The organism is Acinetobacter sp. EKM10A (assembly GCF_011075215.1).
GTDB classification, from domain to species: Bacteria; Pseudomonadota; Gammaproteobacteria; order Pseudomonadales; family Moraxellaceae; genus Acinetobacter; species Acinetobacter baumannii.
Genome location: NZ_JAALLK010000001.1, coordinates 71,742 through 97,213 on the forward strand (window position 1 = coordinate 71,742; position 25,472 = coordinate 97,213).

At 39.7% G+C, this 25,472-nt stretch carries 26 protein-coding genes; 11 read left to right on the forward strand and 15 right to left on the reverse strand.

Annotated features, from left to right (window positions below; translation table 11 throughout):
* The first annotated feature begins 90 nt into the window (after nt 1-90).
* From purL to G9371_RS00355, 4 genes are all read left to right on the forward strand, one after another.
* A complete protein-coding gene (gene purL, locus G9371_RS00345; RefSeq protein WP_029423966.1) occupies nt 91-3,924 on the forward strand; it encodes a phosphoribosylformylglycinamidine synthase in 3,834 nt (1,277 codons plus the stop codon).
* Between the two features lie 82 nt (nt 3,925-4,006).
* Complete coding sequence (locus G9371_RS00350; RefSeq protein WP_029423965.1) at nt 4,007-5,212, forward strand: multidrug effflux MFS transporter; 1,206 nt, start codon at nt 4,007-4,009, stop codon at nt 5,210-5,212.
* 200 nt (nt 5,213-5,412) lie between these two features.
* On the forward strand, nt 5,413-5,538 hold the full coding sequence (locus G9371_RS19320; RefSeq protein ID WP_000977276.1) for a KGW motif small protein: 126 nt from the start codon (nt 5,413-5,415) through the stop codon (nt 5,536-5,538).
* A 68-nt stretch (nt 5,539-5,606) separates the two neighbouring features.
* The gene (locus G9371_RS00355; protein ID WP_000916029.1) at nt 5,607-5,924 is read left to right on the forward strand and encodes an NIF3 1; all 318 of its coding nucleotides are present in this window, start codon (nt 5,607-5,609) and stop codon (nt 5,922-5,924) included.
* Here G9371_RS00355 and G9371_RS00360 read toward each other — a convergent pair.
* Nucleotides 5,921-6,721, reverse strand: coding sequence for an enoyl-CoA hydratase-related protein (locus G9371_RS00360; RefSeq protein WP_000175547.1), 801 nt, complete (start codon nt 6,719-6,721; stop codon nt 5,921-5,923). The two genes, G9371_RS00355 and G9371_RS00360, sit on opposite strands and share 4 nt — an antisense overlap.
* Nucleotides 6,722-6,830: 109 nt before the next feature.
* Here G9371_RS00360 and G9371_RS00365 point away from each other — a divergent pair, with 109 nt between their 5' ends.
* A complete protein-coding gene (locus G9371_RS00365; RefSeq protein ID WP_001991184.1) occupies nt 6,831-7,421 on the forward strand; it encodes a nicotinate-nicotinamide nucleotide adenylyltransferase in 591 nt (196 codons plus the stop codon).
* Nucleotides 7,422-7,491: 70 nt separating this feature from the next.
* On the opposite strand, the gene G9371_RS00370 is transcribed toward G9371_RS00365, so the two are convergent.
* From G9371_RS00370 to dapD, 7 genes are all read right to left on the reverse strand, one after another.
* Entirely contained in the window at nt 7,492-8,061 is a 570-nt protein-coding gene (locus G9371_RS00370; protein ID WP_001050697.1) for a CAP domain-containing protein, read from the reverse strand.
* A gap of 121 nt (nt 8,062-8,182) precedes the next feature.
* Nucleotides 8,183-8,644, reverse strand: coding sequence for a peroxiredoxin (locus tag G9371_RS00375; RefSeq protein ID WP_001293534.1), 462 nt, complete (start codon nt 8,642-8,644; stop codon nt 8,183-8,185).
* Nucleotides 8,645-8,661: 17 nt separating this feature from the next.
* Complete coding sequence (locus tag G9371_RS00380; protein ID WP_029423964.1) at nt 8,662-9,348, reverse strand: diphthine--ammonia ligase; 687 nt, start codon at nt 9,346-9,348, stop codon at nt 8,662-8,664.
* A gap of 90 nt (nt 9,349-9,438) precedes the next feature.
* Nucleotides 9,439-9,855 carry a hypothetical protein gene (locus tag G9371_RS00385; protein WP_000771345.1) on the reverse strand — a complete coding sequence of 139 codons (417 nt, stop codon included), beginning with the start codon at nt 9,853-9,855 and terminating at the stop codon, nt 9,439-9,441.
* Between the two features lie 13 nt (nt 9,856-9,868).
* Entirely contained in the window at nt 9,869-10,540 is a 672-nt protein-coding gene (gene queC, locus G9371_RS00390) for a 7-cyano-7-deazaguanine synthase QueC (protein WP_001247780.1), read from the reverse strand.
* 40 nt (nt 10,541-10,580) lie between these two features.
* Nucleotides 10,581-11,291, reverse strand: a complete 711-nt coding sequence (gene queE, locus G9371_RS00395) for a 7-carboxy-7-deazaguanine synthase QueE (RefSeq protein WP_000157724.1) — start codon at nt 11,289-11,291, stop codon at nt 10,581-10,583.
* 78 nt (nt 11,292-11,369) lie between these two features.
* On the reverse strand, nt 11,370-12,191 hold the full coding sequence (dapD, locus tag G9371_RS00400) for a 2,3,4,5-tetrahydropyridine-2,6-dicarboxylate N-succinyltransferase (RefSeq protein WP_000080867.1): 822 nt from the start codon (nt 12,189-12,191) through the stop codon (nt 11,370-11,372).
* A gap of 294 nt (nt 12,192-12,485) precedes the next feature.
* On the opposite strand from dapD, the gene carO reads away from it, so the two are divergent.
* Nucleotides 12,486-13,235 carry an ornithine uptake porin CarO type 1 gene (gene carO, locus G9371_RS00405; RefSeq protein ID WP_000866529.1) on the forward strand — a complete coding sequence of 250 codons (750 nt, stop codon included), beginning with the start codon at nt 12,486-12,488 and terminating at the stop codon, nt 13,233-13,235.
* Between the two features lie 90 nt (nt 13,236-13,325).
* Here carO and G9371_RS00410 read toward each other — a convergent pair whose 3' ends face one another.
* From G9371_RS00410 to G9371_RS00435, 6 genes are all read right to left on the reverse strand, one after another.
* Complete coding sequence (locus tag G9371_RS00410; RefSeq protein WP_001011052.1) at nt 13,326-14,249, reverse strand: CysB family HTH-type transcriptional regulator; 924 nt, start codon at nt 14,247-14,249, stop codon at nt 13,326-13,328.
* A 71-nt stretch (nt 14,250-14,320) separates the two neighbouring features.
* Nucleotides 14,321-15,382: a sulfate/molybdate ABC transporter ATP-binding protein gene (locus G9371_RS00415; RefSeq protein ID WP_000027499.1), complete on the reverse strand. Its 1,062-nt coding sequence runs from the start codon at nt 15,380-15,382 to the stop codon at nt 14,321-14,323.
* Between the two features lie 11 nt (nt 15,383-15,393).
* Complete coding sequence (cysW, locus tag G9371_RS00420) at nt 15,394-16,278, reverse strand: sulfate ABC transporter permease subunit CysW (protein WP_001048807.1); 885 nt, start codon at nt 16,276-16,278, stop codon at nt 15,394-15,396.
* Complete coding sequence (gene cysT / locus G9371_RS00425; RefSeq protein ID WP_029423963.1) at nt 16,275-17,108, reverse strand: sulfate ABC transporter permease subunit CysT; 834 nt, start codon at nt 17,106-17,108, stop codon at nt 16,275-16,277. Before cysT ends, cysW begins: the two co-directional genes overlap by 4 nt.
* Nucleotides 17,109-17,188: 80 nt before the next feature.
* Nucleotides 17,189-17,797, reverse strand: coding sequence for an RBBP9/YdeN family alpha/beta hydrolase (locus tag G9371_RS00430; RefSeq protein WP_000149921.1), 609 nt, complete (start codon nt 17,795-17,797; stop codon nt 17,189-17,191).
* 30 nt (nt 17,798-17,827) lie between these two features.
* A complete protein-coding gene (locus G9371_RS00435; protein WP_001212600.1) occupies nt 17,828-18,835 on the reverse strand; it encodes a sulfate ABC transporter substrate-binding protein in 1,008 nt (335 codons plus the stop codon).
* 262 nt (nt 18,836-19,097) lie between these two features.
* Between G9371_RS00435 and pabC the strand changes: the two genes are divergently transcribed.
* The 4 genes from pabC to G9371_RS00455 all read left to right on the forward strand — a co-directional run bounded on the left by pabC (nt 19,098) and on the right by G9371_RS00455 (nt 22,146).
* Nucleotides 19,098-19,910, forward strand: coding sequence for an aminodeoxychorismate lyase (pabC, locus tag G9371_RS00440; protein WP_000263427.1), 813 nt, complete (start codon nt 19,098-19,100; stop codon nt 19,908-19,910).
* A 1-nt stretch (nt 19,911) separates the two neighbouring features.
* Complete coding sequence (gene mltG / locus G9371_RS00445; RefSeq protein WP_001125860.1) at nt 19,912-20,982, forward strand: endolytic transglycosylase MltG; 1,071 nt, start codon at nt 19,912-19,914, stop codon at nt 20,980-20,982.
* A gap of 9 nt (nt 20,983-20,991) precedes the next feature.
* A complete protein-coding gene (gene tmk / locus G9371_RS00450) occupies nt 20,992-21,591 on the forward strand; it encodes a dTMP kinase (RefSeq protein ID WP_000470765.1) in 600 nt (199 codons plus the stop codon).
* Between the two features lie 138 nt (nt 21,592-21,729).
* Nucleotides 21,730-22,146, forward strand: a complete 417-nt coding sequence (locus G9371_RS00455; RefSeq protein ID WP_000842540.1) for a PaaI family thioesterase — start codon at nt 21,730-21,732, stop codon at nt 22,144-22,146.
* A gap of 54 nt (nt 22,147-22,200) precedes the next feature.
* Here G9371_RS00455 and nadB read toward each other — a convergent pair whose 3' ends face one another.
* The gene (nadB, locus tag G9371_RS00460; RefSeq protein ID WP_032009183.1) at nt 22,201-23,844 is read right to left on the reverse strand and encodes an L-aspartate oxidase; all 1,644 of its coding nucleotides are present in this window, start codon (nt 23,842-23,844) and stop codon (nt 22,201-22,203) included.
* Nucleotides 23,845-24,074: 230 nt separating this feature from the next.
* Here nadB and G9371_RS00465 point away from each other — a divergent pair, with 230 nt between their 5' ends.
* Nucleotides 24,075-25,451 carry a Do family serine endopeptidase gene (locus G9371_RS00465; RefSeq protein WP_029423961.1) on the forward strand — a complete coding sequence of 459 codons (1,377 nt, stop codon included), beginning with the start codon at nt 24,075-24,077 and terminating at the stop codon, nt 25,449-25,451.
* Nucleotides 25,452-25,472 lie beyond the last annotated feature (21 nt).

The window sequence follows — 25,472 nt, forward strand, 5'->3', positions numbered from 1 at the left end:
GATTTTAGCAAGACACAGTAGAATATGCGCTCTCTCTAAAGTCACATTGCGGTAAGGTTCACAAGACCTGCCCGTGGAGCCAAAATCAACATGTTTATCGTGGCCGGTGCAGCAGCACATTCTTCTTTTAAGAAAGCTCAACTATTAACACGTTTATCGTCAATTAGTTCTGTTCAATCTTTTGACAGCCAATGGGTCTATTTGTTTGATCAAGCGCTCAACGAGCAGCAACATCAATCTGCTTTGCAATTATTAAATGACGGTGAGTCTTTTGAACTTCGTCAACCTGCAAGTGATGAGATTCAGATTTTAGTAACACCACGTGTGGGTACGATTTCACCTTGGTCATCTAAAGCGACTGACATTTTCAAAAACTGTAATACTCCAGTTCACCGTTTAGAATGTGGTCTTTTATTTACCTTAAAAGGTGTTTCTGAAATTTCTAATGAAGTAAAACAAGTACTTCATGACCGTATGACTGAAACTGTTTTTGCACAAATTGAAGATGCAAAAGCACTGTTTTCAGAAACAGCACCAAAACCTTTAAATTCAATTGATATTTTAGGTCAAGGTAAAGAAGCATTAGTAAAAGCCAACAACGAATTTGGTTTTGCGTTATCTGAACAAGAAATTGATTATTTAACTGAAGCATTTACTCGACTTGGTCGTAACCCAAATGACATCGAGTTGATGATGTTTGCACAAGCAAACTCTGAACACTGTCGTCATAAAATCTTCGGTTCTGAATGGACAATTGATGGTGAAAAACAACCATTATCATTGTTCCAAATGATTAAAAACACTTATAAAGAATCTCCAACTGACGTGTTATCGGCATATAAAGATAACGCATCTGTAATTGTTGGTTATGACACGATGCGTTTTTATCCGAAAGCAGATGAAAACGGTCATTTTGTTTACAAATATAAGAGCCAAGCTGCTCACATTTTAATGAAGGTTGAAACTCACAACCACCCAACGGCAATTTCACCATTTGCTGGTGCAGCAACAGGTTCAGGCGGTGAAATCCGTGATGAAGGTGCAACTGGTCGTGGTGGTAAACCGAAAGCAGGTTTAACAGGCTTTACAGTTTCTAACTTAAATATTCCTGGTTTTGAACAACCTTGGGAAGAAAACTACGGTAAACCTTCACGTATGGCATCGCCATTACAAATTATGATTGAAGGTCCATTAGGTGGCGCGGCATTTAACAATGAATTTGGTCGCCCTGCATTAAATGGTTATTTCCGTACTTTCGAACAAAACGTAAATGGTGAAGTGAAGGGCTTCCATAAGCCAATCATGATCGCGGGTGGTTACGGTAACATTCGTCCTGACCATGTAGAAAAAGATGCGATTCAACCGGGTGACTTGCTCATTGTATTGGGTGGCCCTGCGATGTTAATCGGTCTTGGTGGTGGCGCAGCCTCTTCTGTAGACAGCGGCACAATGGGTGAAAGCCTTGATTTCGCATCTGTACAACGTGAAAACCCAGAAATGGAACGCCGTTGTCAAGAAGTGATTGATACTTGCTGGCGTTTAGAAGACTTCAACCCAATCGTGTCTATTCATGACGTAGGAGCTGGTGGTTTATCAAATGCAATGCCTGAGCTTGTAAACGATCATGAGTTAGGTGCAGTTCTTAACCTTCGTAAGATTCCTTCATTAGAGCCGGGCATGAGCCCAATGGAAATCTGGTCAAATGAAGCACAAGAGCGTTATGTTCTTGCAATTCGTCCAGAGTCTTTAGAACAGTTCGAATCAATCTGTGCTCGTGAACGTTGTCCATTTGCCGTGTTAGGTGAAGCAACTGAAGCTCGTCACTTAACTGTTGAAGATCCATTGTTCCAAAACAACGCAGTTGATATCCCAATGCAAGTGATGCTTGGTGGTACACCGCGTATGCAACGTTCTTATGAAACAATTGAACGTAAAGGTAACGAATTCGATGCTTCAAAAGTTGATTTGAAAGATGCGATTTTCCGTGTATTGAAAAATCCTACAGTTGCGTCTAAATCATTCTTGATCACCATTGGTGACCGTTCAATTACAGGTATGGTTGCACGTGACCAAATGGTTGGTCGTTGGCAGATTCCTGTTGCAGATGCAGCAGTAACGACTACAAGCCTACAAGGCTTCACTGGTGAAGCAATGGCAATGGGTGAACGTCCACCAGTTGCATTGTTAAATCCAGCAGCGTCTGCTCGCTTGGCAGTTGCTGAAGCAATTACCAATATTGCATGTGCAAACATTGAACAAATTAGCGATATCAAACTTTCTGCAAACTGGATGGCTGCTGCTGGTCAAAAAGGTGAAGACCAAGCATTGTTTGAAGGTGTGAAAGCAATTGGTATGGAAATGTGTCCTGCTTTGGGAATTGCGATTCCTGTAGGTAAAGATTCACTTTCAATGCGTACCACTTGGAACGACAACGGTGAAGATAAAGCCGTAACATCTCCAATGACTGGCGTAATTACTGCATTTGCTCCAGTAGCTGATGTTCGTAAGACTTTAACACCTGAACTTAAGAATTTAGAAGACTCAGTACTTGTCCGTATTGATTTATCTAAAGGACAATTCCGTTTAGGTGGTTCGATTCTTGCGCAAGTATATAAAGCAATTGGTTCAGTCACTCCAGATGTTGATAGTTTTGATGATTTCAAAGCGTTCTTTGCTTTAATTCAAGACTGGAATAACCGTGGCTTGATTCAGGCTTACCATGACATCGGTGATGGTGGTTTACTCGCAACTGTAGCTGAAATGATGTTCGCTTCGCGTTTAGGTGTAGCATTAGAAGATCAGACTACTGCTGGTTTATTTGCAGAAGAAATTGGTGCAGTAGTTCAAATCAAAGCAGCTGATTGGGAAGCTTTACAAGCAGAAGTAGCTGCTTCTAGCTTAAAAGATGCAATTGCTGTAGTTGGTCGCGTAAATAATACTGATCAATTATCTGTAAATGGCTTAACTTTAGAGCGTGCAGAGTTACAACAAGCTTGGTCTGAAGTATCTCATCAGATCCAACGTTTACGTGATAACGTTGAAACTGCTGACCAAGAATTTGCTTTAATTACTGATAAATCACATCAAGGTTTGATTGCTAAACCTACATTTGATTTAAATGAACCTATCGAAGCACCGTTTATTAATAGCCGTCGTCCGAATATGGCAATCTTGCGTGAGCAGGGTGTAAATGGTCATATTGAAATGGCAGCAGCTTTCGATAAAGTTGGCTTTAACACAATTGACGTACACATGAGCGACTTACTTGCTGGTCGTGTGAGCCTAAGTGATTTCGAAGGTTTAGTGACTTGTGGCGGTTTCTCTTACGGTGACGTAATGGGTGCAGGCGGTGGCTGGGCAAAATCAGTTCTGTTCAATGCAAAACTACGTGATCAGTTTGAACAATTCTTCCATCGTGAAGGTACGTTTAGCTTAGGTATCTGTAATGGTTGCCAAATGTTGTCACAATTAGCACCGCTTATTCCGGGTGCTGAACACTGGCCACGTTTCCACCGCAATATGTCAGAAGTTTTTGAAGCACGTAGCGTAAACGTTCGTGTTGAAAAATCAGTTTCTGTATTACTTGATGGTATGGAAGGTTCAATTTTACCGATTGCTGTAGCACATGGTGAAGGCCGTGCAGTTGCTAGCGAAGCTGATATTGCAAGCTTAAATGCAGCGAATCAGGTTGCATTGCGTTATGTTGACAGCCATGGTAACCCGACTCAACATTATCCATTGAACCCAAATGGTTCACCGGAAGCGATTACGGGCGTAACGTCTAAAGATGGTCGTGCAACGATTATGATGCCGCACCCTGAGCGTACTTTCCGTGCTATCCAGCATTCTTGGAAACCAGAAGAGTGGACTGAAGACGGTGCTTGGTTACGTATGTTCCGTAACGCACGTAAGTTTATTGGTTAATATAAAAATTGAAATAAGCCACCGTAAGGTGGCTTATTTGTATGTAGTACAATGTGAATAGAATAAATAGTAGAGAAGAAAAATGAAGTCAAAAATCCATTTCCGTGAGTTTGCACTGTTGATGGCATTACTCATGTCTATCGTGTCTTTTTCGATAGATGCGGTGTTGCCTGCTTTAGGTGAGGTTGGACGAGTTTTTGAATTAAAGAATAATAATCAGACCCAGTGGGTCATTATTGGTATTTTCTCCGGCATGACAATAGGGCAGTTGATTGCAGGACCACTTTCCGATGCGATTGGACGAAAACGTATTTTATTTACCGGTATTATCATCTACTTTTTGGGAAGTTTATTGTGCTTTACCACACAAAGTTTTGAATGGTTTTTAGTAGGTCGCTTTATTCAGGGTATTGGGGTTTCAGGTCCTTATGTCGCCTCAATTTCCATTGTGCGAGATAAATACAGCGGTGCTCAGATGGCCCGTATTATGTCCTTAATCATGATGGTATTTATGGTCGCTCCAGCGATTGCACCAAGTCTGGGACAACTCATTATTCACTTCTTTGGTTGGCGTGATATTTTTGTTTTATACATGATCTATGCAACTGTCGTTGGAGCGTGGGTCGCTTTACGATTAGAAGAGACGTTACTTCCTGAAAATCGTTTACCTATGCGGTTACAAGCATTTCAAGATGGGTTCAAAGAAGTTGTAAGTAATAAAACCACCATGAGCTATTTATTATGTGCAGGCTTTTGCTTTGGTGGATTTATTGGTTACTTAGGTACTTCTCAGCAAATTTTTATGCAGCAGTTTGGTAAAACAGGGCAAGAGTTTAGTGCTTATTTTGCTGTGCTTGCTGGTGTGATGGGCATTGCTTCATTTACCAATTCTAAAATTGTCATGAAGTTTGGTATGCGTCCAATCTGTATTTATGGCTTTCTCGGTCTGTGCTTAATTTCATTAATTTTCTTAGGGATTCAACTTATAGGTGTGACTGTAGCATTTTGGATGTTTATGCTTTATGCCTGTATTTTATTTTTATTATTTGGAACTTTATTTGGTAATTTAAACGCGATTGCAATGGAACCTATGGGACATGTAGCTGGTATGGCATCAGCTATTATTGGTGCAGCTTCGTCCGTATTGTCGCTTATTCTTGCCTCTATTATTGGGCAATTATATAACAGCACACTAATTCCAATGACTTGCGGTTTTGTCATTTTATGTGGTTTAGCATTTATGATGACAGTATATGAGAACAGATATTTAAAGAAATCGAATGTTTAAAATGATCCAGAATAATGATAGCTCACTGAATTAGAAAAATTTTCTTCAAACTTAAAGTAAAGGTAAGAAAATACGTTTTTTAAGTACTTTAAGAAAATCTATAAGAGTATAGACATAAGTGTATTTAACCCCTTATGCTTGGATTGCTGTTGGTTCAATTTTTGCTTTCTCTGTAACAACGATAAAAATCGGAGATCAAAATGATGAAAAACAAAAATCACATAAGAACGATGTACACAAGAGATAAAGGTTGGCGCTTATTTGGCTTGGCGCTTGCCATACAAATACTTTTTATTGGAGCAAATTATTTAGCAATGATGAGCTGACTTTGATTCGGAGTCTTCTTAAAGGGTATGATTTAAAGCAAATTTACTAGTTTTGAGTCCTTCTATTCATGTTAAAGCTGATTTATTACGTACCTGAGTCACATCTTGAGTCGACTAAACAGTCTATATTTGCGGCCGGAGCAGGTGGGATTGGGAACTATGAACAATGTGCTTGGCAAGTTAAAGGAATAGGGCAATTCAAGCCAGTTAAAGGAGCTGACCCTTATATAGGAGAGCTAGGTGAACTTGAACAAGTTGATGAATGGCGTGTTGAAACGATTGTGCTTGAAGAAAAGGCAAGTGCAGTGGCAAAAGCATTAAAGGCAAGCCATCCTTACGAAGAGCCTGCCTTTGAGTTTATTCAAATCATAGAAGTTGATTTTTAATTAAACTGTGAAAAGTCTGGTTTACGTTTTTGCATAAATGCTTGCACAGCTTCTAGCATTTCTGGTGATTGAACGCGTTGCATAAAGATTTCTGCTTCATGGTCAATACATTCAATAATCTGATCTAAATCATGTTTCATTAATGCTTTGGTTTGTTTTAATGAAGCAAGCGGTAAAGCTGTTAAGTGTTGGGCAGTTGCCTGAGCAGTGGCATAAGCATCTTCAACGATTTCATTAACTAAACCAGCTTGTACAGCAGTTTCTGCATTGAACTTTTTGGCAGTAAACAGTAGTTCAGCTGCTTTGTGATAACCAGCTTGTTTAACCAATAATTGACTTGCACCACCTTCAGGAGAAAGCCCAAGGCTAACAAAAGGAATTTGAAAGAGGGCCGTATTGTCGGCAAAAACGAGGTCTGCCTGTAATAAAATCGTAACACCAATACCAATTGCCACGCCTTTTACTGCAATAATAAGCGGCTTCGATAATCTGGCAGCAGATTTAAGGAGTACAAATGGAGGAACTTGACCTGCTGGACCAGCATTCGGATTTTGTACAAAACCCATAAAATCTTTCATGTCATTACCAGCGGTAAAGTCATGTTCGGCACCACGTAGAACGATTACTCGTACATCTTTATTTTGGTCGGCTTCATCAAGTGCTTTGGCAATCCATAAGTAAAGTTCGCCATATAATGCATTTTTTGCTTCTGGGCGATTTATGGCTAAGGTGAGTACGCCACCTTCTAAATTTGCTTGTAAATGTTGATGAGGTTGTTGAATACAGCTAAGTGTCATCGTACTATCCTTGCTTTAAACCACGTTGTTGATTTTTAGGTTCTCATTATGGCGCATATTTTTTGTAATGAGCGTAACTGGTGAGTTCATAAAAAGTGAAAAACTAATTATGTATACATTTGACTATCTCGTTTTTATAGGTCGTTTTCAGCCATTTCATTTGGCACATATGCAAACGATTGAAATTGCACTGCAACAAAGTCGCTATGTGATTTTGGCTTTAGGTTCTGCCCAAATGGAACGTAATATAAAAAATCCGTTTCTTGCAATTGAACGAGAACAAATGATTTTATCTAATTTTTCATTAGATGAGCAAAAGCGCATTCGTTTTGTACATGTGGTTGATGTTTATAATGATGAGAAGTGGGTAAAACAGGTTAAATCATTAGTAAATGGTGTAATAGAACCGAACTCAAAAGTTGGTTTGATTGGCCATTTCAAGGATGAGTCATCTTATTATTTACGGCTATTTCCAGAATGGGTGATGGTCGAACTTGATAGCTTGAAAGATTCGATTTCTGCCACTCCAATGCGTGAAGCCTACTATCAGGGCAAAATTAAAACGGATGCATTTCCCAAAGGCACCATTCAATTTTTGGAAGAATTCCAAAATACACCGTTATATTTACAGCTACAGCAAAAGTTTTTACAGGCAGACCATTCAAATATTGAGGAAACCGTGTCGTCTCATAAAGAATGAGTCGATCTAACTAAAGAATCTCTGGTTTTTAAAAGTAGATTGAATTTTTTGATGCTTTTTTGAGTCTACTTTAAAAACCTGCAAATTGTTGTGTCCAATAGCTTTTTTGTTTAGCAGACTGGTCAGAAGCACATGCAATGGCATATTCGGTATATCTAGGGTTCATAATATTACTGCAATGCAGAGGACTGGCGATCCATTTAGCCATGACCTCATTTAAAGTTTTTTGTCCACTCGCGACATTCTCACCATTGGCTTTACTCAGCATATGATATTTTTTCAATCTCGCTCTTAAATCTAAACCTGTTGAGCCAACATGCCCAAGAAAGTTGTTATTTGCCATATCTTTAGAATGAGCACTTGCACCTTGATATAAATTATTATTCCAGCTTAAAGGTTTAGCTGCAGAAAAATACTGCTGACCACATTGACGAGGATGTTGTCGAATTTCATTAATTGCATTAAGCACAGCTTGTCGGTAAGCAGGATTTTGTAAATCTTGGCAGTTTATTTCTATCGATGATTTTTGAACTTGTGGTGTAGAAGAGCTCAGTGTAGGAGGAGTGCTTGATGAATTAACGGAGCAGGCAGCAATAACAAGGCTACAAGGCAATAAAGTACAAACTTTTAGTAGATTCATAGCAATGCCTGAGTTCGAGTTATTTTAATATTTTTATCATACGCCAAATTAAAATGGCTGAGTAATTTATGTGCGTGTAAAAAAGCGAGTATTCAACTCGCTTTTTTGTTACTCAAGCTTATTAAGCTGTTTGTAATGCTTTTAAATCTTCTAAAACCTGTTCAGCATGGCCGGCCGCTTTTACCTTACGGTAACTTTTAACTAAGGTTTTATTATGGAAAATAAAAGTAGAGCGTTCGATCCCCATTACTTTTTTCCCATACATATTCTTTTCTTTAATCACATCAAAGTGTTTGCAAAGTACTTCTTCTTTGTCACTAATTAAATCGATTGTTAGTGCCTGCTTTTCTGTAAAGTTTTGGTGGGCTTTTACCGAGTCGCGTGATACTCCAAAAATACGAGCACCTAAAACATCAAATTGATCTTTTAAACAAGAAAAGCCGACAGCTTGTGTTGTACAGCCTGGCGTTGAGTCTTTAGGGTAGAAGTAAATAATCAGCCATTCATTATCGACTTCAGCCAAATTAACTTCGCCGTGTGTGGTTGGGAAAACCTGATTTGGCAGTTGAATATTCTCAGACATTTCTTATCCTTTAAAAGTTAAATTTGATCTAATTCAAGTGGTAAAAAAGCATATTCTTCATGATAAACAATATCGAGCTTTCTTACAGGAATAGCTTTGTTAAAAATTGGACCATCAATCACAGTGGTATGAAATTCACCGCCTTCTCCACATGGATCAATTCCACGGTTTTCAAGTTCCTGTATATATTCTAACGATAACACTTGACCTAAATCTTCCACCTTCATCCCGAGTTTAAGGTTTACAGTCACAACTACACTCTGAAATCCAAGTTGAATAAATTCTTCAACAACTTCACGATGGGGCCGTAGCCAGAGCGGCATTCCTAATTTAAGGCCCACTGTTTGAGTAACACGATCATGCCAACAACCATGTTCCGGCATATCTAAATCACCTGTAACCAGTACCTCAGCACCTTTTTGTTTGGCTTCATTTAGTAAGTTGATGAATTTATTTTCATAGTCATTCCAGCTAGATGATGCCATAAATACAGGTAAGCCAATTGTTTGAGCTTGCGCCCGGATAATATCAAGTGGCATAGCATGTGAACGGGAGCGTTGTCCTTGCTCTTCTAGCATAACGATTAAACCAATTACGTTACCGGTTTGCATGGCATGATAAAGTGCAAGAGAGCTGTCTTTACCTCCACTAAAGGAGACAATTGACGGTCTGTTATGTGCGTTAGTTTTCCATTGGTCTTGCATGACTTATTTCGAATGAAGAGATCGGTGTCATTTTAACAGAGCTATAAAAAAGCCTGCATAAATGCAGGCTTAATTTGGAGCAACAAAAGCTTATTTTTTAGGAGCTTGTTGTTGAGCTGCTTTCATTGCTTCTTCAGTTAATTTCTCAAGCTTAGTTGTTAACTGAGGACCGAAACATGCTTTAAGGTCACGGTTTTGCTGTTGTACAAAAGCTAAAGAGCTTGGGCTTTTCTTCGCATTGATTGCGCTTTGAATTTCCCATTTTTGTGCTTCAGTCACTTTACCTTGCGCTTCAACTTGGCAGCTACAGAATTTGCTTACTTCAGCTGAACTTAATTTACCGCCTTTTGCAGTTTGGTCTTTACAAACGTTGATTAATGCACCTTTAACGTTAGTGCTTTTATATGCTGCTTGAACTGGGTTTTCAGCTGCTTGAGCTGAACCAGCCATAAGTGCAGCTGCTGAGAATAAAGATGAAAGAATAAGATTTGATTTTAACAACTTCATAAATTTTACCTACTTATTGCGGTATATAGCGTGTTGGATCGGTAACACCAGCATCGATAAAGCCTTCTTTACGCAAACGGCAACTGTCACATTTACCACACGCACGTCCTTGAGCATCTGCTTGGTAGCAAGATACCGTTTGACTATAGTCTACGCCATGTTCAATCCCTAAACGTATAATATTCGCTTTGGATAAATGTAACAGGGGTGTTTCAAATTTAAGAGGTTTTCCTTCTACGCCAGCTTTAGTTGCTAAACGAGCCATATTGGCAAAAGCATCAATAAATTCTGGGCGACAGTCAGGATATCCTGAATAATCAACGGCATTGATGCCAATAACAATCGCTTCAGCATTGAAAACTTCTGCTGCTGCTAAGGCATAAGAGAGGAAAATTGTGTTACGTGCTGGTACATAAGTTACAGGAATACCTTCTTGTAATTGTTCTGGTACAGCAATGTTATGATCTGTAAGTGCAGACCCGCCTAAATTGGCTAAATCGATATTAATTACACGGTGTTCGACACCTGCACGCTGAGCTAATGCTTTTGCGGCATCAAGTTCAGTGGTTGAGCGTTGACCATACATAAAACTAATAGCAATACATTCATAGCGCGCTTGTGCCCAAGCTAGGCAAGTGGTTGAGTCTAAGCCGCCTGAAAGTAAAACAATGGCACGAGGGCGCATATTTTTCTCCATATTCGGAATGATTTATTTTATTGAACGATTAGCGACCTGATTCATCGTTCCAGAGCAGTTTATGTAACTGAAGCTGGAAACGTACAGGCAGTTTGTCGTCCAGTATCCACTGTGCCAGATCACGTGCTAAACGTGGCAGGCCAACAGCACCTTTTTCAACTGCAAAAGCAGGGGAGAACCAGACAGTACTGACTTTGGTTTGCAGTTGATATTGTTCAACTTGTTGTTTTGACCATTCATAGTCTTCACGATTACAAATCACAAATTTGATTTGGTCACGCGGTGTTAAATGGTCAAGATTACTGATGAGATTACGGTGTTCTTCACCAGAAGTTGGAGTCTTTAAGTCGAGGACTTTTGAAACACGCGGATCCACTCTTGATACATCAAGAGCGCCACTGGTTTCTAGGGAAACGTCAAAACCAGCGTCACATAAACGTTGTAATAAAATTAAGCAATTGGGTTGTGCTAGGGGTTCACCGCCTGTTACACAAATATAAGGCGTTTGATATTTTTCAGCCGTTTCAATAATGTGCTCAAGTGATAAGCGTTCGCCACCTTCAAAAGAATAAGTGGTGTCGCAATAACTACAACGTAAAGGGCAACCTGTGAGACGAATAAATACAGTCGGTAGGCCAGAGGCATTTGCTTCACCCTGCAAGGAGTAAAAAATCTCGGTAATGCGTAGACCGGACGCAGGGTCAGAGACAGGAATTGCAGAGGAACGTAAGGAAGCCATTCTAGAAATACCACACTATATAAAAAATAAAATCTCTACGATCAGTGTTGATCGTAGAGATGTTTGATCAAACTGAAATTAGTCAGCGCGTAACAAATCGTTCAAACTTGTTTTTGCACGTGTTTGTGCATCAACTTTTTTCACGATAATTGCAGCGTATAAGCTGTATTTACCATCAGCTGACGGTAAGTTACCTGGTACAACAACTGAGCCAGCAGGAACACGGCCGTAATGGATTTCACCAGTCTCACGATCATAAATACGTGTAGATTGACCGATATAAACACCCATAGAAATAACAGAGCCTTCTTCGACAATAACACCTTCAACGATTTCAGAACGTGCGCCGATAAAGCAGTTGTCTTCAATAATGGTTGGGTTAGCTTGTAATGGTTCTAAAACACCACCGATACCAACACCACCTGATAAGTGAACGTTTTTACCGATTTGAGCACATGAACCTACAGTTGCCCATGTATCAACCATTGTGCCTTCATCTACGTAAGCACCAATGTTGACATAAGATGGCATTAACACCACATTTTTAGCTTGGAAACTACCACGACGAGCAACAGCAGGAGGAACAACACGAACACCCGCAGCTTTAAATTGCTCTTCAGTCCAACCAGAGAATTTAGTTTCAACTTTGTCGTAGAAACGAAGATCACATGACTCGATTGGTTTATTGTCATTAAGTTTAAATGATAATAAAACAGCTTTTTTTAACCATTGATGAACAACCCATTCACCATTGATTTTTTCTGCAACTCGAAGTGTACCGTTATCTAAACCAGCAATTGCTTCTTCAACAGCTTGGCGAATTTCGCTTGGGCAATCTGCTGCAGTGAAATTTGCGCGGTCTTCAAATGCTTGCTCAATGATCGTAGAAAGCTGAGACATGATCTTCCTTCCATAAAAAATTTTAAAGATTTTACACTAATTTGTGACAAGAATCTTTGAAAAAACGTGTTACGTTTAATTGAGGTATAAATGAGTTAAATCAAAATAAGCTTATTAGATAATCAAGTGTTTTTTACACAAAAATGATTTGAAAATAAAAATTTAACTCAATTTGTATCAAAAAATAACAGAAATCTAGCAGTTTTTGTATAAAAAAGAATCTATGCTCTTGAATATAATTTTTGTCACAAGCTGAATAAATTAAAAACAGAGCCTTTTCTTAAGGAGAAAACGATGAAAGTATTACGTGTTTTAGTGACAACTACAGCTTTACTTGCTGCTGGTGCTGCAATGGCGGATGAAGCTGTTGTTCATGACAGCTATGCATTCGATAAAAACCAATTAATTCCAGTAGGCGCTCGTGCTGAAGTAGGTACTACAGGTTACGGTGGTGCTTTGTTATGGCAAGCAAACCCATATGTAGGTTTAGCATTGGGTTATAACGGCGGTGACATTTCTTGGACAGATGATGTTTCAGTAAATGGCACTAAGTATGATTTAGACATGGATAATAACAATGTCTATCTAAATGCTGAAATTCGTCCTTGGGGTGCCAGCACAAATCCATGGGCTCAAGGCCTATATATAGCTGCAGGTGCGGCTTACTTAGATAATGATTATGACCTTGCTAAACGTATTGGTAATGGTGATACCTTATCAATTGATGGTAAAAACTATCAACAAGCAGTTCCTGGTCAAGAGGGCGGTGTAAGAGGTAAAATGTCTTACAAAAATGACATCGCTCCATATTTAGGTTTTGGTTTTGCTCCAAAGATTAGCAAAAACTGGGGTGTATTTGGTGAAGTAGGTGCTTACTATACTGGTAATCCAAAAGTTGAGTTAACTCAGTATAATCTTGCTCCTGTAACTGGTAACCCAACATCTGCTCAGGATGCGGTTGATAAAGAAGCAAATGAAATTCGTAACGATAATAAATACGAATGGATGCCAGTTGGTAAAGTTGGTGTAAACTTCTACTGGTAATAAATAGTAAAAAAACGAGCTTCGGCTCGTTTTTTTATATCTAAAAATAAAAGAGCTACATAAGTAGCTCTTTTATTTTGTTCTTAAACTTTATTCATCTGGATAGGCAATTTTTTTCAATGCTTTAATGTCAGCATCAGGTGAGCATAAAGAAATAAACTCATAACCATAACCACGTAATAAATGGCCTTTGCGAACAGCAATCCATGTGGTGTTGACACCAAAGATATCAGTTTTAATTTGTTTTAAACGATAGTCACGCTCTGCATCGTAAGCGACATCATTGACAATTCCGACGCCCATGCCGAGTTCAACGTAAGTTTTGATAACATCGGCATCAAGAGCAGACATTACAATATCGGCATCAATTTGTGCATCTTCAAATGCTTTATCGATCTTTGAACGACCTGTAAAACCGCCGTGATAAGTAATTAGTGGGTATTCAGATAAAGCATCAAGATCAATTTTATCGAGCTGTGTAAGTGGGTGATCTTGAGGAGTAATAATGCTGTGCTGCCATTGATAGTACGGAATGCTTGCTAAATTTTCTTCAGTTGTTAAAGACTCTGTCGCGATACCAATATCAGCTTCACCTTGTAAAAGCATTTCTGCAATTTCGACAGGGCTTGCTTGTTGCAAAATCAAATGAACTTTTGGAAATAGTTTCTTAAATTGATTGACGATTGGTGGTAATACATAACGTGCTTGAGTATGTGTTGTTGCAATCGTTAAAGTACCTTCGTCCACTTTATTAAAGTCATCGGCAAGACGTTTAATATTTTCAGCATCTACAAGCATGCGTTCTACAATGCTAAGGAGTGATTGACCGGGTTCAGTTAAACCCAGCAGACGTTTACCTTTACGGACGAAAAGTTGTACGCCTAATTCATCTTCTAAATCTTTAATATGTTTACTTACACCTGATTGAGAGGTGTATAACGCGGCAGATGCTTCCGTTAAATTAAAGTTTTGGCGTACTGTTTCTCGGATAATTCTTAATTGTTGAAAGTTCATTTACACTTTTCCTCAAAAGAGGTGAGGAACGGCTTTAAATACCGCGAGATGGCTCCTCACCAAATAATTCCTTAAGCAACTTGATCTGCAAATAGGTGAAGTTGAGATGCACTTACCCAAACAGTTTGATTTGGTTTAAATGCATGTTGTTTTGCAGCTTCACTGCTCAGAGCAATCTCAATTAAACGTCCATTACGATCTTGTAATTCCGCCACTACTTTTCCAGCAATCCAGACTTCACGTACAAAAGTTGCTTCAATTGTATTTGCCTGTGGTTGCGCATGAATATGTAACTCATCCGGACGGGCAAAAGCAATTACTTTTCCTTGCGGTGCCTGAACTGTGGTCGGTAATTCGATACGATCATTGCCAATACGGATAATACCGCTTGCATGTTCACCTTCAAAACGATTTGCTTGACCCAAGAAATCAAATACAAATGGTGTTGCAGGTTTTTCGTAAACTTCACGTGGAGAACCGATTTGTTCGACGTTACCTTTATTCATCACAATAATTTGGTCTGCTACTTCAAGTGCCTCTTCCTGGTCATGGGTTACGAAAATTGAAGTGATATGCAGCTCATCATGCAAGTTACGTAACCAGCGGCGTAATTCTTTACGAACCTTAGCATCTAGTGCACCAAATGGTTCATCAAGCAATAACACACGAGGTTCTACGGCAAGTGCACGAGCTAAGGCAATACGTTGGCGTTGACCACCAGAAAGCTGGGCTGGATAACGGTCTGCTAAAAAGCCCAGTTGAACCAGATCAAGCAGACGAGTCACTCGTTTTTTAATTTCGGCTTCCGATGGGCGTGTGGCACGAGGACGGACACGTAAACCAAAGGCAATATTGTCAAATACGGTCATATGACGGAATAAAGCATAGTGCTGAAAAACAAAACCGACCTGACGTTCACGGACATGTACATTGGTTGCATCTTCGCCTTCTAGTAAGACTTGACCGCCATCTGCTGACTCTAAACCCGCAATAATACGAAGTAGCGTCGTTTTACCGCAGCCAGATGGGCCGAGTAAGGCAACCAGTTCACCTTCTGGGAAATCGAGTGAAATATTTTTAAGCGCATGGAATGCACCAAAGTGTTTTTCAATATTTTTAACTTGAATACTCATGATTTCATTCCTTACGAATCAGTTGAATGCGGTTCTGGTTTGTCTTGATGTAGTTCTAACCAGGTTTTTAAAATCAGTGTTAATAGTGCCAAGAAAGCAAGAAGTGAGGACACCGCAAAAGCTGCGCTAAAGGTGTACTCGTTATATAAAATTTCGACATGTAGAGGCAGGGTATTGGTCTCACCACGGATGTGGCCGGAAACTACTGATACCGCCCCAAACTCACCCATTGCACGGGCATTACACAAAATCACGCCGTAAATCAGACCCCATTTAATGTTAGGGAGTGTGACTTTCCAAAAGGTTTGCCAACCTGATGCACCGAGTACAATCGCTGCTTCCTCTTCTTCAGTTCCTTGCGCTTCCATAAGTGGAATTAACTCACGCGCCACAAATGGAACTGTAATAAAGATGGTCGCTAAAACAATGGCAGGTACGGCATATAGAATCTTGATGTCATGTTCCATGAGCCAACCGCCTAACCAGCCTTGAGCACCGAAAATCAGTACAATCATTAAACCTGCAATAACAGGTGAGACCGAAAAAGGCATATCAATAATGGTGGTTAAAATTGCTTTACCTTTAAACTGAAATTTGGAAACAGCCCATGCAGCGGCAACACCAAATATCACATTAATCGGAACGGCAATTGCTGCGGTCAATAGTGTTAATTTCACTGCTGATAACGTATCTGGATCAATTAAAGCTTGAACATAGACTTCAAGGCCTTGTTTAAATGCTTCAACAAAAACCAGAATAAGTGGCAGCATGAGGCAGCTAAGGAAAAAAATCAGTGCAATTGTAATGAGCGTATAACGTACCCAAGTTGGTTCACGTGTCGCGTCACGAGATTGCAATTTCAAGGCAAGTGCATTGCTGTCGGTATGTAGGTTCATGTGACATTTCTCCCTGTACGACGGTTTGCCCATGCTTGAAGTAAGTTAATGACAAATAAAATAATGAAAGAGAGAACCAACATCACTGCTGCAATAGTCGTGGCACCTGCATAGTCATATTCTTCTAGGCGAGAAATGATCATAAGCGGAGCAATTTCAGTTTTAAACGGCTGGTTACCTGCAATGAAAATTACAGAACCATATTCACCTACACCGCGAGCAAACGCTAAAGCAAAGCCTGTAAATAGGGCGGGGAGTAATATTGGTAAAATAATTTTAGTAATGGTCTGCCAACGATTTGCACCGAGTGCGGAAGCTGCCTCTTCAAGTTCAGTTTCAATATCACTTAATACCGGTTGAACGGTTCGAACAATAAAAGGAATACCGATAAACACTAAAGCTAGCGTAATCCCGATGGGGGTATATGCAACCTGAATACCAAGTGGTTCTAAATATTGACCGATCCAGCCTGTAGGCGCATAGAGTGAGGTCAACGCAATGCCTGCAACCGCTGTTGGAAGTGCAAAAGGTAAGTCCACTAAGGCATCAACCAGACGCTTTCCGGGAAAGTTATAACGGACAAGGCACCAAGCTAAAAGTAGCCCAAAAACAACATTAATAAACGCCGCAATTAAGGCTGAACTAAAGCTGAGTTGAAGCGATTTTAAAATACGCTCAGAGGTTAAAATTTCCCATAGTCCGTCCCATCTGATTCCAAATGATTTGATAAAGACTGCGGCTAATGGAATAAGCACAATAAAAGAAACGTAAGCGAGGGTGAAGCCCAATGATAGACCAAACCCAGGCAGCACTCGGGATCGCTGCGACATGATATTTCCTCAAAGAGAAAAGCCTGCTGAAATCAGTAAGCGAATAAATAAAGATAAACGGCGCGGTATAAAGCTAGGTATTAAGCAAATTTCAAAGAGAAATGTGTCTTTACCGGATCAATAGATGAGTGGCTACACATCGAGTCTTCAGGAAGTAGATGATTCAGTAAGTCAGGAAACGGACCGAAGCCTGAAGCAACATTAATATGACCGACTTGTCCAAGGTTAATCGGGGTTAATTGCCAAGATTTCGCAAGCTGTAAAGCATCAAAAAAGTCTAACCATGGATCATTTTCACTAATGAGTAGCGTTGCAGGCACATTAATTTTTAGCTGATGAAAATAATCTTTGTAGTCAGTCAAACTATGGCGGGCAAATCCGGCTTCACCAAAACGTGCCGGATTTGCAGGAGCAACCAAAATCAGTTTTTTAACTTGAAGTTGTAACTCTGGATGCTCTGCTAAGGCAGCAACACTAGTTAGGCAGCCGAAACTATGCGCAACAATTTGGACTGGTGTTTGTACTGCTTGAACTGTGTTAACGAATTGCTCAATCCATTCGCTTAATACGGGTCTATCCCAGTTTTTTTGCTCAACGCGAGAACTAGACACGAGTTGACGCTGCAACCAAGATTGCCAATGTTGATGTTCACTTCCACCTACACCCGGAACAATTACAGTGTGTGTCATGTCTGTTCTCCTTATCGTTAGAACAAAGAATTACTTCTCTGCACTATTGATTTTCACGATTTGATCGAAAACACCACCATTATCAAAGTGTTGCTTTTGTACTTTTGTCCAACCGCCAAACTCTTTATCAATGGTGACAAGTTTCAATGGCTTAAATACATTGCTATATTTTTTGAGTACAGCTGCATTGCGAGGACGGTAGAAATTACGTGCTGCAATTTCTTGACCAGCAGGTGAGTACAAATAGTTGAGGTAACCTTTTGCAATAGTTAAGTTGCCTTTTTTCGCTGCATTTTTTTCAACAATTGCAACTGGCGGCTCAGCCAAAATAGATAAAGATGGCGTCACAATCTCAAACTTGCCAGGTTGTTCACGGATAGCTAAATGTGCTTCATTTTCCCAAGCCAGTAATACGTCACCAATTCCGCGTTCAGCAAATGTAGTGGTTGCACCACGGGCGCCTGAATCTAAAACTTTGGTGTGTTTATAAATTTGGCGAACAAATTCTTGTGCTTTTGCATCGTTACCACCTGCTTGATGTTTTGCCCAAGCCCAAGCTGCAAGATAGTTCCAACGTGCACCACCAGAAGTTTTCGGGTTTGGCGTAATAATTTCCACGCCTGGCTTGATTAAGTCACCCCAATCTTTAATTTGTTTAGGGTTACCCTTACGAACTAAAAACACGATAGTTGATGTGTACGGAGTAGAGTTTTGTGGCAACTTCTTCTGCCAATCAGTTGGAAGCAATTTTGCTTTTTCAGCAATTTCATCAATATCAGCAGCAAGTGCTAATGTCACAACATCTGCATTTAAGCCGTCGATTACAGCGCGGGCCTGTTTACCAGAACCACCGTGTGACTGTTTAAACTCAATATCTTGACCGGTACGCTGTTTCCAGTAAGTACCAAACTGTTTATTGAAATCTGTATATAACTCGCGAGTTGGATCGTAAGAAACGTTTAAGAATTCTTGAGCTGCAAACGATGAAACAGAAAGTAATGCAGCAATAACCCCGACTTTTAACTGAGAAAAACGCATGAGATAACCCCTCAAAAATACGAAATGTTCAAAACATGAACGCAGAATAGCGCTAGTCTTTATTCTAAAAAAATAATAAAAAACGAATTTAATATGAAAAATATAGAAATAATAAAAATGGATAAGTTATTCTTAAATATTGATATATAACAAGTTTCAAAAGTTTCTCTTAAATCGGTATAATTTTTTAAAATCAGTCATTTATTAATTAAATGAAAGGTGTTGTATTGTTGGGTGGTTTTAAATAAAGGACGGATTGAGCATGTGGTGTTTTAAAAATGGACAACCTGTAGAGACCATTCCTTTATTGGACCGGGCATTTCATTATGGAGATGGCTGCTTTACCACAATTCGTGTTTTTCAAAATAAGATTGAGCTGAAAGCACGGCACTGGGAACGTCTAAAACTTGCTTGCCAAAAATTATCTTTGGTTGCAGATTTTGAGTTAATCGAACAAAGTTTGCAGCATCTACAAAATCAGAATCTCGTGCTCAACGGGACTTTAAAAATTGTGATTAGCCGTGGTGAAGGTGATCGTGGCTATAGTTTGCCAAAGCATGCGGCAGATATTTATATCTGGTTTTATCCAAAAGCATTGGAGCAGTTCCAGCCAGATTTTATACAGTGTGGTGTTTTAAATCAGGCTTTAGGTTTAACCATGCCGAGTTTAGTTGGGCTTAAATCTTTAAACCGTCTTGAGCAGGTATTGCTAAAAAAAGAAGCAGATCAACAAGGCTGGGTTGAAGCTTTAGTAACTGATGTACAAGGTTATATTGTTGAAGGGGTAAGCAGTAATTGTTTTATTCGTTTAAATGATAGATGGATTACTCCGGAACTTCGCTATAATGGCGTCCACGGTGTGATGCGTGCAGAAATTTTGGCGCGTATGCAGCACTACGGAATTGCCTGTGAAGTCAGAATAATTGAGCTAGATGAAGTACCACAAATACAGAGTCTATTCTTTTGTAATGCTTTACATCCAATGCGAGTAGTTACTCAAATCAGTGAACAAATTCTAGAGTCACAGGCGTGCCTAAATTTATTTCATACTCTTAACTTGAATCAGATTCATTAATATGCCGAAGCCACCTGTGAATGCGAAAGCAAAAAATGCTAAAAAAAAGGGCAAGAAAACAGCATCTAATTTTCCAAAAAAGTTAGTGCTGATTGGCTGTTTTATCGTTTTAATTTCTATTTTTGCTATTTTATGGTCAAGTTTATTTAAAGCTTATCCTATTGAAGGGAAAAAGCAGATGCTATCGATCACATCAGGTGAGACCTATTCTGGTTTTATTGATCGCTTAGCCAAAGAAAATAAAATCCATTTCCCAATTGTACTTAAGCTTTATCAAAAGTTTATGATTCATGACAGTATGAAAGCTGGTGTATATGAGATAGAGCAGGGAATGAGCGTAAGACAAGTATTAGAGATGTTATCTGATGCTGATAATGCCCAGATGAATCGTGTTCTAGTGATTGAAGGAACAACTTTTAAGCAGCTGATTACAGCACTAAAAAACGATAAAAATGTAAAAAATACGATATTGGATTTACCAGATGACCAGCTTATGAAGGCTTTAGGTATTCCTTATCATCATCCTGAAGGTCTGTTTGCACCCAACACTTATTTCTTTGCTAAAGGTGAGACCGATAAGAAAATCCTGACTGATTTATACCATCGTCAAATGAAAGCCTTAGATGCGGCTTGGGCAAAGCGGGCACCGAATTTACCTTATAAAGATAAGTATGAAGCTTTAATCATGGCTTCTATTGTTGAAAAAGAAACGAGCCTCGATAGCGAACTTACACAAGTTTCAGGGGTTTTCGTGCGCCGTTTAAAACTCGGTATGCGTTTACAGACTGATCCAACCGTAATTTATGGTATGGGTGCAAACTATAAGGGTAACATTACTCGCGAAGACTTACGTACACCAACACCATATAATACCTATACAATTAATGGGTTACCGCCAACTCCAATTGCGCTGCCAAGCCAAAAAGCTATTGAGGCTGCGTTACATCCAGATGATTCAAATAACATCTATTTTGTAGCGACTGGTAATGGTGGACATAAATTTACGGCAGACTTGCAAGCACATAACCAAGCAGTGCAAGAGTATTTATCCGTGTTGAGATCGAAGAAATAAGGAAAAGAGATGTTTATTAGCTTTGAAGGCACGGAAGGGGTAGGAAAAACTACACTCATTCGAAAAATTCATCAGCATTTTGAAGAACAAGGTAAACAAGTTGTTTTAACTCGAGAGCCGGGTGGAACACCGTTAGCTGAGCAAATTCGTTCGATGCTTTTGGCAGTGAATCATGATGAAAATATGAGTCATGATACCGAACTGCTCTTAATTTATGCGGCACGAGCTCAACACTTACAACAAGTTATTTTGCCGGCATTAGAGTCTAATAAAATTGTATTAAGTGACCGTTTTACTGATGCGAGTTTTGCTTATCAATGTTCCGGTCGTGGTTTAAGCCAAGACAAATTACAGCTTTTAAACCAGAACTTCGTTTCACGCATGCCGGAGGTGACTTTCTGGTTAGATGCACCGATTGAACTTGGTATGAACCGTGCACGTGAACGTGGAGCTTTAGACCGTTTTGAACAAGAAAAGTTAAGCTTCTTTACTAAGGTTCGTGAAGGTTATGAAACCTTATGGAAAGTTGAGCCTGAGCGTATTAAACGTTTAGATGCTACACAAAGTCCAGATCAGGTGTTCGAGCAAGCTCTGCAATATTTAGCATAGGCCATGGGATTAGCCACTCTCATATTTTTTTGGGAGTGGTGAAAAATGACAAGAAATCTGGTTTTAAACGTCATAGAAAATATTGGGCAGTATTCTATGCTATTTTGAATACTGTTCTGAAATCGAAGAAAAACAAGGATGAAAAGCTCAAAAGAAGAAATTGTGGCATTTCTTGAAAAGGAATTCCCACAAAGTTTGGAACATTGCACGATTGAATCAGTCACTTCTAAAGCTGCGGTTGTTTATTATCATGTTGACCAAAGACATCAACGTCCGGGTGGTACTATATCTGGCCCGACTATGATGACTTTGGCAGACTTTGCTTTATATATTGCAATACTCGGCGAAATTGGAATTATTGGTTTAGCTGTAACCACCAATTTTAATATTAATTTCCTGAGAAAACCCGCGGGTGATCAAGACTTACGCAGTGAATGTAAGCTCATGAAAGTAGGAAAGAGCCTAGTCGTAGGTGAGGTCTGGATTTATTCGGTAGGGCAAGAGGAACCCGTGGCACATGTGACCGCGACTTACTCAATTCCACCTAGACCATAAATCTTAAGTAATAAAAAAGCACGACATGAACCGTGCTTTTTTATAAAAAACTATTTATACACTAGTATTCACCAAAGGTTGCTCTACTGCAAAGTTTGGAGGCGTCAGAACCGTTTTACGAATCTCACTCGAAGTTTCCGGATAATCAAGTGTGTAATGTAAGCCACGTGATTCTTTACGGTGCATAGCACAACGAACAATCATTTCGGAAACAAGTACAAGATTACGCAGTTCAATCAGGTTTTTGCTGACACGATAATCTTGATAATATTCAGTAATTTCGCGCTTTAACATCTCAATACGGTGTAAAGCACGTTCTAAACGTTTTGTGGTTCTTACAATACCAACGTAGTTCCACATGGTCGAACGTAACTCATCCCAGTTTTGTAAAATCACGACATCTTCATCTGGATTAGTTACTTGAGAATCGTCCCAAGTTGGTACTTCCGGTAATTTGAAGTTTTTATCAAACTTACTTTCGATATCTTTTGCTGCACTCATGCCATAAACGAAGCATTCAAGTAATGAGTTACTCGCCATACGGTTTGCACCATGTAAACCCGTATAAGAGGTTTCACCAATTGCATATAGACCTTCAATATCAGTCTGGCTATTTGAGTCAACTACAACACCACCACAGGTATAGTGTGCAGCCGGCACCACCGGAATCATGTCTTTAGTGATGTCGATACCTAGTTCAAGTAATCGTGCATAAAGTGTAGGGAAGTGCTCTTTAATAAAATTCGGTGATTTGTGTGTAATGTCTAACCACACATGGCGAATACCGAGGCGCTTGATTTCATGGTCAATGGTACGTGCCACAATATCGCGAGGAGCCAACTCTGCACGATCGTCAAAACGTAGCATAAAACGTTCGCCATCTGGTAAACGTAAGTAAGCACCTTCGCCACGCATGGCTTCAGTAATTAAGAAAGAACGTGCTTGCGGATGGTAAAGGCAGGTTGGATGGAACTGGTTAAATTCCATATTGGCAACACGGCAACCTGCACGGTATGCCATCGCAATACCGTCACCAGTAGCAATATCCGGATTAGATGTATAAAGGTAAGCTTTCATTGCGCCGCCGCAAGCAAGTGCGGTAAATGGGGCAAGGAAGGTATGAACTTTTTCAGTACTTTCATCTAGTGCATACAAACCAATAGCACGATTTGCCTGCTCTGTATGACCCAATTTATGCGACGTGATTAAATCAATCGCAATGTAGTTTTCAAAAATAGTAATATTTTTACGTTCTTTGGCGCGTTCAACCAAAGTGGTTGAAATAGCTTTGCCAGTTGCATCAGCAGAATGAATAATACGGCGCTGCGAATGGCCACCTTCACGAGTCAAATGAAGCTGTTCATCTTCATCTAAGGTAAACTGCACACCTTGCTTTAAAAGGAAATCAACAGAAGGGCGGCCGCCTTCTACAGTATGCTGGACTGCATCCATTTCACATAAATGAGCACCTGCAATCATAGTGTCATTAATGTGTTGTTGAATAGAGTCAGTTTCATCAAGTACTGCAGCAACACCACCTTGTGCATAGAAGGTACTTGCTTCAGTTAAAGCAGCTTTAGCTAAAACTGCAATATTAAAATGACTTGGTAACGATAAAGCCAGACTTAAACCAGCACCGCCACTGCCCACAATAATCACGTCAAAGTGGTGAATTGTCTGTTGATTAGGCATGTCCATTCGCATCAATTTAAAACGTCCGCTAATGACACCCCTTTTTACCTAAAAAGGCAAGAGCTTAAGCGCTCTAAGTCACAGAAAAATTGCAATTAGCTTAAAAAATTGCAATGTGTAAAATAAACGTGATGAGGATGCCTTACAAATAAACATATTGTTACGCACAATTCCAAAGCATTGTGATACAAAAGTTTTATTCTTATTCTCGTAGACCAATTGTGGGTGAGCACCGAATGAAATCTCGCTATTTACAACAAGGAATGTATGCAGCGGTATTTACAGTTGCTGCTGTTCAAGCAAATGCTGCTGTTGATTTTTCAAACCTCGTTGAACAAGTTAGTCCGGCTGTGGTGAGTGTAAACGTTGTAAAAAAAATGACTCAGGATGAACTGTTACAACAGCAAGTTCCTGAAATTTTAAAACGTTTCTTTGGTAATCAGGTCATCATTCCACAGCAACAAGGTCCTCAAGAGAAAACTGCATATGGTAGCGCGTTCTTTATTAGTAAAGATGGTTATTTACTTACGAACCACCATGTAATTGAAAATGCTTCCCGCATCAGTATTACTTTAAATGACCGTCGTGAAATTGATGCAACAGTGGTCGGTAGTGATGAGCGGACAGACGTTGCATTATTAAAGGTAAACGGAACTAACTATCCTGCTTTACGCGTAGGAAATGTTGACCGTTTACGTGTAGGAGAGCCGGTTTTAGCAATTGGTTCACCATTTGGTTTTGATTATTCAGCTTCGGCAGGTATTGTCAGCGCTAAATCACGTAACATGAGCGGTGAAACCTCTGTACCATTTATTCAAACCGATGTGGCGTTGAACCCTGGTAACTCAGGCGGGCCATTGTTTAACCAAAATGGTGAAGTTGTCGGGGTGAACTCACGTATCTTTAGTGGTACGGGGGGGTATATGGGCTTATCTTTCTCTATTCCAATTGATGTTGCGATGGATGTAGCTGAACAGCTTAAAACGAAAGGGAAAGTGACTCGTTCATACCTAGGCGTTATGATGCAAGATATTGACCGTAACCTTGCAGATGCCTATAAATTGCCTAAACCGGAAGGTGCTCTGATTACTCAGGTTTCTCCAAATTCACCTGCTCAAAAAGCAGGGCTTAGAGCCGGCGATGTTATTCTAAAATTAAATGGTGTTTCTGTACTGCGTACTAGTGATTTGCTTTATGCATTAAATAAAGTACAACCAAACCAAACTGTTCAGTTTGAAGTTTTACGTGATGATAAAACCCGAAATATCTCGGCAACACTGGCAACTGCACCAGATGAAACACCTGCTACCGGTAATCAAGCCTCTGCTTCTAAAGGTCCAGTATTGGGAATGAGTATTCGTGATCTCGCTGTGCCAGAGAAAAATGCTTTAGGTATAAAAGGTGGTATTTATGTACAAGATGTCCGCCGTGGTGGATTAGCATCATTGTCAAATATCATTCCTGGCGATGTGATTATTCAGGTTAATAATACTCAAATTCTGAATAGTCAGGATTTTGCAAAAGTTGTTTCTAATTTGCCAAAAAATACAGTTGCGCGAGTTGGGATTATTCGTCAAGGACAACGAGCAATGCTTGGTTTACGTATTCAGTAAAATATTATAAAAATGAACCAC